Below are 11,785 nucleotides of genomic sequence, written 5' to 3'. Positions count from 1 at the left end.
GTGTTTATTTTCACTTTTCGTCTGGCTGACAAGCCGGTTTGTAAGCCGTTGTGCCGTGTCAGTGGAGGCGCAGTATAGGGATTTTCTGGAAGCTGACAAGTGTTTATTGCAAATAAATGACTGAGCGCATCTTTTTTCATCAAAATGGGTATTTTGGACACTATTTGATGTTTAAGCGAGCAATCTCGCGGGCAAAACGCGCCACCTGGGGCCAATCTGTATAAACAACTTCTTTACTAATATCTGTTTCGCCGCCGGTCATCTTCATAATAAAACGAATCATAACGCGATCGTACCAGCTATAACGCGGGTAACGCAGCGCACCCGCAAACACTGCACAGTGTTTTGGCTGCCACGGAGAGGTTAGCAAGAACTTGCGCGTATAAGAGTTGGTTTGCGGTGAACGCTTCTCCGGTTTGCGCGCAACCAGGTTTACGGAAAAGAAAGCGCTTGGGATGTTGTTCAGCGCTTGCTGATGCTTCTTCACAAACGCCGCAACTGATGAATGGAAATGCCCGTACCGAATAGACGCACCAATAACGACACGTTCGTAATTGCCCCAGGCGATATCACCACTGCGATGCAGGTTCACCACATCGCTCTCAATGCCCAACTCTTTCAACTCAGATGCTATATAAGAAGCAATCTCGCGAGTTTGACCATCACGGGTCGAAAACAGAATCAAAGTTCTCACTACAGGCTCCGGTTACTCTCGCCAGAAAGTTGGCGTAAACAGTACAAGTAAAGTAAACACTTCAAGACGGCCAAACAGCATGTTGGCTATCAATATCCATTTCGCTACAGGATTCATGCTGGCAAAGTTATCTGCCACCACACCTAAGCCAGGGCCGAGGTTATTCAGCGTTGCCGCAACTGAAGCAAAGGCCGAGAAGTCATCCACACCAGTGGCGATGATGGCGAGCATGCTGATGATAAAGACCAGTGCATAAGCAGAGAAGAATCCCCATACCGCTTCAAGGATACGTTCCGGTAGTGCGCGGTTCCCAAGCTTGATGCTATATACCGCATTTGGGTGCACAAGGCGTTTAAGCTCACGGTTGCCCTGCTTGAACAGCAGCAGGATACGAATGACCTTCAGGCCGCCACCCGTTGAACCCGCACAACCCCCTATAAAAGCAGAGCACAGTAATAGCACAGGTAAGAATAGAGGCCAGCGCGCGATACTGTCAGTCGTGAAGCCCGCAGTCGTCGCCATCGAAACAACCTGGAAGAACGCTTGGTTCACCGTTAGCAAAGCGGTTTGGTAAGTATTATGGAACCACAGTACCAGGGTGCAGATAGCCACCAGCGTCAGTTGCACGCCAATGAACATGCGGAACTCAGGGTCACGCCAATAGACTTTTAGATTACGCCCGCTTAATAAAGAGAAGTGCAGGCCATAGTTACAACCCGAGATCAGTAAGAAGATGGCAATAATAGTGTTAATCGTTGGGCTGTCAAAATAGCCGATACTGGCGTCATGAGTGGAAAACCCGCCGATAGCTATAGTCGCAAAGCTGTGGCCTATTGCATCAAACGCAGGCATGCCAGCAAACCAAAGCGCCAGCGCACACGCAATGGTTAACAAGACATAGATGAGCCATAGGGTTTTTGCAGTATCGGCAATACGCGGGCGCATTTTGTTATCTTTAAGCGGCCCCGGCATTTCAGCGCGATATAACTGCATCCCGCCGACGCCCAGAATAGGCAAAATAGCGACGGCGAGCACAATGATCCCCATGCCGCCAAACCATTGCAGCATTTGCCGATAAAACAAGATGGCATGAGGCAGCGTATCCAGGCCGACGAGCGTTGTCGCACCGGTCGTGGTTAAGCCTGAGAACGACTCAAAGAAAGCATCGGTTACCGTTAGATTTGGCTGCTCTGCAAAGATAAAGGGCAACGCCCCCACACTTCCCAGCACCGTCCAGAATAATACGACGATCAAAAAGCCTTCTCGTGGTTTGAGCTCACTTTTTTGCCGCCGGTTAGGCCACCACAGGAAAGAACCAATGAGTAACGCTGCGAAGAAAGTCTGGGTGAAAGCTCGACCAGCACCATCGCGATAAATTAAAGCTACCAACCCTGGAATAATCATGGTCACGGAAAAAAGAATAACTAACAGACCAACGATTCGGGTTATGGCGCGAAAATGCATTTCAGCCGCTTCCTTAACTATCAAAAAATAACGAGAGGGAATTATTGTTCAGCCGGCAATAAATGCAATGCACCGCGGCTAAAATCAGCAAGTCTGACTGAAAAGTCAGCGAATTTTGCCTGTGGCAATGCCACACGTAATAATACAGATGCCTGAAAATCACTTTGCACCAGAATGCCATCGTACTGCTTGAGCAACGTTTCGATTCCCGCAAGCTGTGCGTAGTCACACTGCAAAGTATATTCGGTTAACGGAACTTTGAGGACAGTAGGCAATTGGTTTAACGCCGCCTGCACGCCACCGCCATAAGCCTTCACCAGGCCGCCCGTTCCGAGCTTTATGCCGCCAGAGTAGCGCACCACTACAGCGGTAATTTCACCAACACCGCTTCCCATCAGCTGGGCAAGCATTGGCTTACCGGCAGTTCCTGCTGGCTCGCCATCATCAGAAAACCCCAGTTGCTGCGAGTCATCCGGCGCACCAGCCACCCAGGCCCAGCAATGATGCCGGGCATCCGGGTGTTCTGAGCGTATTTTTTCAAGAAACGCTTTTGCTTCTATTACACCAGCCGTATGAGCGACCAGTGTAATAAAGCGGCTTTTCTTGATTTCCTCACTGACCGTAACGGGTGCAGCTGGGATCAGCCAACTATCCATTACGCCAGTTTCAGATCGCGCGTCATATTTTCAATACTGTTTTCATGAACAATCACATTGTCTTCAATGCGAACGCCGCCGAAAGGTTTCATGGCTTCTATACGCTGCCAATCAAAGTGCTTGCTGTACTGCCCTTCGCGCCATGGTCCGAGCAAAGACTCAATAAAGTAAATACCCGGCTCAATAGTCAGAACCATACGCGGCTCGAGTACACGAGTGCAGCGCAGGTAGGGATATTGAGACGGCGCGGCAAGGTGAGTCCCCGCATCATCTTGCATAAAGCCAGCCACATCATGGACCTGCAAGCCCAGCGGGTGACCAAGGCCATGCGGCATAAATGGCCCGGTAATTCCAGTTTCAACCATTGCTTCTTCGCTAATGCCCGTTACTAGCTTATGGCGGTTCAGCAGCTTCGCAATACGATGATGGAACTGAATATGGTAATCGGTGTAACGCACGCCCGCTTTCAGAGTGTCAATTAACGCGAGTTGCTCGGCGTTAACATCTTTCACCAGTTGAGCATAATCGTTATCACTTTTTGCCGACCAGGTACGCGTCAAATCAGCAGCGTAGCCGTTGTATTCCGCACCCGCATCTAACAGGAAGCTGCGCATTTCTGCAGGTGCGCGGTTATCAAGTTTTGTGTAATGCAGCACCGCCGCGTGCTCGTTGAGCGCCACAATGTTGCCGTATGGCACATCGGTATCGCGATGCCCGGTTGCGGTCAGATAAGCCAGGTTGATATCAAACTCACTCATTCCAGACAAGAATGCTTCGTGAGCCGCCTGATGGCCAACCACCGCCGTTTTCTGTGCTTCACGCATACATGCCATTTCATAATCAGTTTTATAAGCACGATGGTAATGCAGATAATCAATCACCCCTTTCGGGTTGATGTTAGCGCCCTGAATTTCAAGCTGCACAGCACGCTCTGGTACTGGGCCGATGTAACCGATATTGCCACGCGCGGCAGGCAACTGGCTGCCAATGCCATCTGCTTTTGGCAAAGCAATAACTTCAATTTCGTCAGTCCAGAAGGATTCTGGCAGCGGCTCAACGTTGTGCCAGTAATCAACCGGCAGGTAGAACCAAAGTTTCGGTTTGTTAACGCCATCCACCAGCAGCCAACAGTTTGGCACTTGTGTCACCGGAACCCAGGCTTTGAATTGTGGGTTAACTTTGAACGGATATGGATGATCATCGAGGAAGACGTTGACTAGCTCGCCCGAGTGAATCAACAGCGCGTCGAGATTAAAACGCGCCAGAACATTGCGGGTACGTTCCTGCAAAGTTGCCACATGATCTTTATAAAGTGAGGCCAGTGAATCCATGATTTACCCTTCTGTTTTTTTCATAAACTGAACGCCACGCATCTTAGCACACCGTAAAGTTTGCGAACTTATTTCCAGCGGCTGTGATCATCTTTGCAAATATTTAAAGAGTTATTTGCATTTCATTAACATCAATTCCACACTCCTCTCCATCTGGTACGACCAGATCCCATTGCTGGATTCAGGAGACTGACATGCTCTACCAAGGTGAAACCTTACATCTCGACTGGCTGGAAGATGGCATCGCAGAATTGGTATTTGATGCACCCGGCTCAGTGAACAAACTCGACACCGCGACCGTAGCCAGCCTTGGCCACGCGCTGGATGTGCTGGAAAAGCAGCCGCAGTTAAAAGGCTTGCTGCTCAGTTCTAATAAAGCTGCATTTATCGTGGGTGCCGACATTACCGAATTCCTGTCATTGTTCCAGGTTCCGGCGGAGCAACTGACCCACTGGCTGCAATTTGCCAACAGCGTATTCAACCGCCTGGAAGATCTCCCGGTCCCAACCATTTCTGCCGTAAATGGTTACGCACTTGGCGGCGGTTGTGAGTGCGTATTGGCAACAGATTACCGACTGGCAACGCCAGATACCCGCATCGGCCTGCCAGAAACCAAACTGGGCATCATGCCAGGCTTCGGTGGTTCTGTACGTCTGCCACGTTTACTGGGTGCTGACAGCGCGCTGGAAATTATCACCGCAGGTAAAGATGTTGGTGCGGTTGAAGCGCAGAAACTGGGTTTAGTTGATGGCGTTGTCAAAACTGAAAAACTGCGCGATGGCGCACTGGCGATACTGCGTCAGGCTATCAATGGCGATCTGGACTGGAAAGCCAAACGCGCGCCTAAACTGCAGCCGCTGAAGCTGAGCAAAATCGAAGCCACCATGAGCTTCTCCATTGCCAAGAGCATGGTAATGCAGATTGCCGGTAAGCATTACCCGGCACCGATGACCGCCGTAAAAACTATTGAAGCTGCGGCACGTCTGGGCCGTGATGAAGCATTAAAACTGGAGACTCAAAGTTTCGTGCCGTTGGCGCGTTCCAATGAGGCCCGTGCGCTGGTCGGTATTTTCCTTAACGACCAATACATAAAAGGTCAGGCGAAGAAGCTGACCAAAAATACCGAAACCCCGAAACAGGCAGCCGTTCTTGGTGCCGGGATCATGGGTGGCGGCATTGCTTACCAGTCTGCCTGGAAAGGCGTACCGGTATTAATGAAGGATATTAACGAGAAGTCGCTGGAACTAGGCATCAACGAAGCCAGCAAACTGCTCAACAAACAGCTGGAACGCGGCAAAATTGACGGTATGAAACTGGCCGGTGTCATTGCCACTATTCACCCAACGCTGGATTACGCTGGTTTTGAGCGTGTCGATGTGGTTGTTGAAGCCGTGGTAGAAAACCCGAAAGTGAAGAAAGCCGTTCTGGCAGAAGTGGAAGATAAAGTGCGCCCGGATACCGTTCTGGCGTCGAACACCTCGACCATTCCGATTGGCGAACTGGCTAACAGCCTGAAGCGCCCGGAAAACTTCTGCGGTATGCACTTCTTTAACCCGGTGCATCGCATGCCGTTAGTGGAAGTGATTCGCGGCGAGAAAACCTCTGAGCAAACTATCGCGAAGGTTGTAGCGTGGGCCAGCAAAATGGGCAAAACGCCAATCGTGGTGAACGACTGCCCTGGCTTCTTCGTCAACCGTGTGCTGTTCCCGTACTTCGCAGGCTTTAGCCAGCTGATGCGCGACGGTGCCGATTTCCGCCAGATCGACAAAGTGATGGAAAAGCAGTTCGGCTGGCCAATGGGCCCGGCATACCTGCTGGATGTGGTGGGTATTGATACCGCGCACCACGCGCAGGCTGTTATGGCTGCCGGTTTCCCACAGCGTATGCAGAAAGATTATCGCGATGCCGTTGATGCGATGTTTGACGCAGGCCGTTATGGCCAGAAAACCCAGCAGGGTTTCTATCGCTACAAACAAGACAGCAAAGGCAAACCGCGCAAAGAGCAGGATGAAGCAACCGAAGCGCTGCTGGCTGATGTCAGCAAACCACGCCACGACTTCAGCGACGAGGAAATCATTGCCCGCATGATGATCCCGATGGTCAATGAAGTGGTGCGCTGCCTGGAAGAAGGCATTATCGCCAGCCCGGCAGAAGCCGACATGGCGCTGGTTTATGGCCTCGGATTCCCTCCATTCCACGGCGGTGCATTCCGTTGGTTAGATACCGTCGGCAGTGCGAAATATCTCGATATGGCGCAACAGTACCAACATCTTGGCCCGCTCTACCAGGTGCCAGATGGTCTGCGTGCAAAAGCGTCCCGTAACGAGCCGTACTATCCACCGGTTGAGGCCGCGCGCCCCGCCAGTGACCTGAAAAGTGCCTGAGGAGTGATCATGGAAAAGGTTGTAATTGTTGATGCCATCCGCACCCCGATGGGCCGTTCAAAAGGCGGTGCGTTTCGCAATTTGCGTGCAGAAGATTTATCAGCCCATTTGATGCGTGGGATCCTCTCACGCAACCCGGCATTAGAAGCTGCCGCGCTGGATGACATTTACTGGGGCTGCGTGCAGCAGACGCTGGAGCAAGGTTTCAATATTGCGCGTAACGCGTCATTGCTGGCAGAAATCCCACATTCGGTCCCGGCAGTTACCGTGAACCGCCTGTGTGGTTCTTCGATGCAAGCGCTGCATGATGCAGCTCGTATGATTCAAACCGGTGATGCGCATGCTTGTCTGATTGGCGGCGTGGAACATATGGGACATGTGCCGATGAGCCACGGTGTGGATTTCCATCCAGGTTTGAGTCGTAACGTGGCTAAAGCGGCAGGCATGATGGGTTTAACCGCCGAGATGTTGTCACGTATGCACGGCATCAGTCGTGAGATGCAGGACCAGTTTGCTGCCCGCTCGCACCAGCGTGCATGGGCTGCGACAGAAGCGGGTCATTTCAAAAATGAAATCCTGCCGACCAGCGGCCACGACGCAGACGGCGTGCTCAAACGTTTTGATTACGATGAAGTGATTCGCCCGGAAACCACAGTTGAAGGTCTGGCAGCCCTGAAACCCGCATTTGACCCGGTCAACGGAACCGTCACGGCGGGCAGCTCTTCTGCTCTTTCCGATGGCGCATCAGCCATGTTGCTGATGAGCGAATCACGCGCCAAAGAGCTTGGCCTGAAGATCCGCGCTTATGTTCGCTCTATGGCGGTCGTTGGCTGCGACCCATCCATTATGGGTTACGGCCCGGTTCCAGCATCACAACTGGCGTTAAAAAAAGCGGGCCTGACTGCCGCCGATATCGACCTGTTTGAGATGAACGAAGCGTTTGCCGCACAGATCCTGCCATGTATTAAAGATCTGGGCCTGATGGATAAGATCGACGAGAAGATTAACCTGAACGGTGGGGCGATTGCATTGGGCCACCCGCTGGGTTGCTCCGGTACACGCATTAGCACCACGCTGTTAAACCTGATGGAACGTCGCGATGCGCAGTTTGGCCTCGCCACCATGTGCATCGGATTAGGTCAGGGTATTGCCACTGTTATTGAACGAGTTTAGTTGCTTTAATTGTTGTTATTCCCGCCTGTCAGGGGCGGGTTTTTTATTTCTGTCGCCCACAAAAACAAAAGCCACCGACTATGCGGTGGCCTGTCTGTCAGTAGACTGATTCTCAGATAAACGAGAACGCATCACCAAACATGCGATCAACCTGCGCACTACGTTCATTGCAGAACAAGTCGCGGGCAATTTTCGCCATCTCAAAACGCCCGGCAATATAGATATCGTGCCCGGCAAGCGTTCCGTAATCCTGCATCACCGCAGTCAGCACAGTGCCAGTACGCCCACGCCAACCTGCTTCAGGTTGTTCAACCACCGCTTCAACACGCAGATTTGGGTGAACCACGGACAGCGCTTCCAGCTCAGACAGATCATAAAGATGTTTATCCTCACGGCCGCCCCAGTAAATCGCGATTTCACGTTGTGGATTACGCGCCAGCGCGGTCAGCAAAATTGAACGCACATATGAGAAGCCAGTACCGCCTGCAATCAGAATCAGCGGACGATCTTCATCATCGCGCAACCAGGCATCGCCATGAGGAATATCAACAACGATCTCTTTTTCTTTCAGAATGCGGTCCATCACGGCCATGGCGTAAAGATTAATCTCTGATGCACCAATGTGCAGCTCGATAAATTCATGCTCGCTCGGTGTGGATGCCATGGAGAACGGGCGTTTGTCGCGCTCATCCATCACCACCATCAAATACTGCCCGGCCTGAAAGGAGAACTTCGCTTCCGGCAGTAATCGAACGCGATATACCGTGTCGGTTATCGCTTCTACCGAGGTCACTTTACAGCTTAAGGTTGTCATGCTTCCCCTCTGTCGGGTCAATAATGCAAAACCGTAAAATCCGCCACTCAGGCGTTTTTACTGTCGTCGAAAATAGCCAGCTCATCCCAGATTGCATCGATACGCGCACATACTTCTGCATCTTTCTTAATAGGACGACCCCATTCACGTTGGGTTTCCCCAGGCCATTTATTGGTGGCATCCAGTCCCATTTTTGAACCAAGACCGGAAACCGGCGAGGCAAAATCCAGGTAATCAATTGGCGTATTTTCTACCAGTACGGTATCACGCGCCGGGTCCATACGCGTGGTGATGGCCCAAATTACATCGTTCCAGTCACGCGCGTTGACATCATCATCACAAACGATGACAAACTTGGTGTACATAAACTGTCGCAGGAAAGACCAGACTCCCATCATCACGCGCTTCGCGTGGCCAGCGTATTGCTTCTTGATGGTGACAACCGCAAGGCGATAAGAGCAGCCTTCCGGCGGCAGATAAAAATCGACAATTTCCGGGAATTGTTTCTGCAAAATCGGCACAAATACTTCGTTAAGTGCCACACCCAGAACCGCAGGTTCATCCGGTGGACGTCCGGTATAAGTTGAGTGATAAATCGCATTCTGCCGCTGGGTAATATGAGTAACGGTAAATACCGGGAAGTCATCGACTTCATTATAGTAACCCGTGTGGTCACCATATGGCCCTTCCGGTGCCATTTCGCCTGGCTCGATATACCCTTCCAGCACAATTTCCGCAGTGGCAGGTACTTCGAGATCGTTTGAAATACATTTCACGACTTCGGTTTTTGTGCCGCGCAGCAAACCAGCAAACGCATACTCGGAAAGCGTATCAGGCACCGGCGTTACCGCGCCAAGAATAGTGGCAGGGTCAGCGCCTAAAGCAACTGAAACCGGGAAACGTTCGCCCGGATGTTCTGCACACCACTCCTGGAAATCCAGTGCGCCGCCACGGTGCGACAGCCAACGCATGATCAGTTTGTTTTTACCAATCAGCTGCTGGCGATAAATACCCAGATTCTGGCGCTCTTTATGCGGCCCACGCGTTACCGTCAAACCCCAGGTAATCAGCGGTGCAGCATCTTCCGGCCAGCATTGCATGATAGGGATGCGGGATAAATCGACTTCATTCCCTTCAAAGATTTGCTCCTGACAAGGGGCATTACGCAGTCGCTTAGTTGGCATATTCAGGACTTGTTTAAACTGTGGCAGCTTATCGAACAAGTCGCGGAAACCTTTCGGTGGCTCCGGCTCTTTCAGGAAGGCCAATAACTTACCCACTTCGCGCAGCGCCGACACATCTTCCTGCCCCATCCCCATCGCGACACGTTTTGGCGTGCCAAACAGGTTGCACAGCACTGGCATGTCGTACCCTTTAGGGTTCTCAAATAGCAGCGCAGGGCCATTGGCGCGCAAAGTACGATCGGCAATTTCAGTCATTTCCAGGTACGGATCGACTGGCATTGCGATACGCTTTAGCTCACCGCGTTGTTCGAGTAGTACCAGAAAGTCGCGTAGGTCGTGGTATTTCATGCAATTAATCGTAGTCAGGATTTGGCGGTCATTATACGGGCTTCATGCACAGCATGCTGTATTTTTGTTAATAACGCGTAAATGCTTATCTGATGACCAATCAGTGATTGGTTATACCTGAGCCGTCTATCCCTGATAACGGCCTTTTGCTATTCTTCCTCAGTTAATGAGGAAAAAAGACACTATGGAATCCTGGTATTTGTTGTACTGCAAACGAGGTCAATTACTACGGGCGCAAGAACATCTCGAGCGTCAGGAAGTGAATTGCCTTACCCCGATGATCAAAATTGAAAAGATCGTTCGAGGCAAACGCACTGCGGTCGATGAACCATTGTTCCCAAACTATATGTTTGTCCGGTTTGACCCTGAAAATATTCATACCACAACCATAAACTCCACGCGCGGCGTCAGCCATTTCGTGCGTTTCGGCAGCCTGCCGGCTACTGTACCGAGTGATGTGATTGAGCAGCTCATCAGTCACACTCCAGAGAACGTACTTGACCCGGATACGCCGTACGAAGGCGATCGCGTGGTGATAACCGAAGGGGCATTCGAAGGTCTGGAGGCGATTTTTAGCGAACCGGACGGAGAAGCCCGTTCTATGCTGCTGCTCAACTTGTTGAATAAACAAGTGATGCAGAGTGTGAGAAACACCGATTTCAAAAAGACATAAAAAAGGCCAGCGATTGCTGGCCTTTCATTTTGATGTTGCCTCTAGCGCTGCATTTGTTCGTCATGCAGCCACTGCGCAACACGCTTCGAGAAGTACGTCAGCACACCATCAGCACCCGCGCGTTTAAAGCACAGTAACGACTCCATGACGGCAGGTTTTTCTGCCAGCCATCCATTCTGGATAGCCGCCATATGCATCGCATATTCACCAGAAACCTGGTAGGCAAAAGTCGGCACGCCAAAGGTATCTTTCACACGGCGAACCACATCCAGATATGGCATACCTGGTTTCACCATCACCATATCAGCACCTTCTTGCAGATCCTGAGCGACTTCCTGCAATGCTTCGTCGCTATTGGCCGGGTCCATCTGATAGGTCTTTTTATTGCCGCCCTTCAGGTTGCCGGATGAACCAATTGCGTCACGGAACGGGCCGTAATAGCAAGAGGCGTATTTCGCGGCATAAGACATAATCTGGGTATTCACGAAACCATCAAGCTCAAGCTGGTCGCGAATCGCCCCGATACGGCCATCCATCATGTCGCTTGGCGCGATGATTTCAGCCCCGGCTTCTGCATGAGACAGCGCCTGACGCACCAGGATTTCACGCGTAATGTCGTTGATAACGTAACCTTCTGCATCAATCACGCCGTCCTGACCGTGAGTGGTGTATGGATCAAGCGCCACGTCGGTCAGCAGACCCAGTTCCGGCACGGCATCTTTCAGTGCACGAACTGCACGCTGAACCAGGCCATTCGGATTATAAGCTTCTTCAGCATGCAGTGATTTTCCTGCGCTCTCGATAACCGGGAACAGGGACAATACCGGCACACCCAGCTTTGCAACAGCTTCCGCTTCTTTGAGCAGCAAATCGACAGTCATGCGGTAAACACCCGGCATCGACGACACTTCTTCCTGACGGTTCTGACCTTCCATCACAAACACAGGATAGATAAGGTCGTTAACCGTTAGTTGATTCTCCGCCACAAGACGGCGGCTGAAATCGTGACGACGGACGCGGCGCATACGGCGGCCAGGAAACGTACCGGGAAATGCATAGCTCAT

The 11,785-nt window shown here is 51.4% G+C and carries 10 protein-coding genes; 3 read left to right on the top strand and 7 right to left on the bottom strand.

Annotation, left to right across the window (positions count from 1 at the left end):
- Positions 1-160: 160 nt before the first annotated feature.
- The 4 genes from hemG to pepQ are packed head-to-tail and all read right to left on the bottom strand — an operon-like array spanning position 161 to position 4,145.
- Positions 161-694 (bottom strand): menaquinone-dependent protoporphyrinogen IX dehydrogenase, encoded by a 534-nt coding sequence (gene hemG, locus M977_RS12000; protein ID WP_064515258.1) that lies wholly within the window; start codon positions 692-694, stop codon positions 161-163.
- 12 nt (positions 695-706) lie between these two features.
- A complete protein-coding gene (gene trkH / locus M977_RS11995; protein ID WP_064515256.1) occupies positions 707-2,158 on the bottom strand; it encodes a Trk system potassium transporter TrkH in 1,452 nt (483 codons plus the stop codon).
- 41 nt (positions 2,159-2,199) lie between these two features.
- Positions 2,200-2,814: an IMPACT family protein gene (locus M977_RS11990; protein WP_064515255.1), complete on the bottom strand. Its 615-nt coding sequence runs from the start codon at positions 2,812-2,814 to the stop codon at positions 2,200-2,202.
- Positions 2,814-4,145, bottom strand: a complete 1,332-nt coding sequence (gene pepQ / locus M977_RS11985; protein ID WP_064515253.1) for a Xaa-Pro dipeptidase — start codon at positions 4,143-4,145, stop codon at positions 2,814-2,816. Before pepQ ends, M977_RS11990 begins: the two co-directional genes overlap by 1 nt.
- Before the next feature lie 194 nt (positions 4,146-4,339).
- Between pepQ and fadB the strand changes: the two genes are divergently transcribed.
- Together fadB and fadA are read left to right on the top strand one after the other, a co-directional pair.
- Complete coding sequence (fadB, locus tag M977_RS11980; RefSeq protein ID WP_064515251.1) at positions 4,340-6,529, top strand: fatty acid oxidation complex subunit alpha FadB; 2,190 nt, start codon at positions 4,340-4,342, stop codon at positions 6,527-6,529.
- Between the two features lie 9 nt (positions 6,530-6,538).
- Positions 6,539-7,702, top strand: coding sequence for an acetyl-CoA C-acyltransferase FadA (gene fadA, locus M977_RS11975; protein ID WP_064515249.1), 1,164 nt, complete (start codon positions 6,539-6,541; stop codon positions 7,700-7,702).
- Positions 7,703-7,814: 112 nt separating this feature from the next.
- Here the strand turns inward: fadA and fre are convergent, their stop codons facing one another.
- Entirely contained in the window at positions 7,815-8,516 is a 702-nt protein-coding gene (gene fre / locus M977_RS11970; RefSeq protein ID WP_064515247.1) for an NAD(P)H-flavin reductase, read from the bottom strand.
- Between the two features lie 47 nt (positions 8,517-8,563).
- Complete coding sequence (gene ubiD / locus M977_RS11965) at positions 8,564-10,057, bottom strand: 4-hydroxy-3-polyprenylbenzoate decarboxylase (protein WP_167351090.1); 1,494 nt, start codon at positions 10,055-10,057, stop codon at positions 8,564-8,566.
- Between the two features lie 175 nt (positions 10,058-10,232).
- Between ubiD and rfaH the strand changes: the two genes are divergently transcribed.
- Complete coding sequence (rfaH, locus tag M977_RS11960; RefSeq protein WP_064515243.1) at positions 10,233-10,721, top strand: transcription/translation regulatory transformer protein RfaH; 489 nt, start codon at positions 10,233-10,235, stop codon at positions 10,719-10,721.
- A gap of 41 nt (positions 10,722-10,762) precedes the next feature.
- Here rfaH and hemB read toward each other — a convergent pair whose 3' ends face one another.
- A complete protein-coding gene (gene hemB / locus M977_RS11955) occupies positions 10,763-11,785 on the bottom strand; it encodes a porphobilinogen synthase (RefSeq protein WP_064515241.1) in 1,023 nt (340 codons plus the stop codon).

This window comes from Buttiauxella gaviniae ATCC 51604, from assembly GCF_001654835.1.
Taxonomy (GTDB): Bacteria; Pseudomonadota; Gammaproteobacteria; order Enterobacterales; family Enterobacteriaceae; genus Buttiauxella; species Buttiauxella gaviniae.
This window is presented reverse-complemented; position numbering and strand designations above follow the sequence as displayed.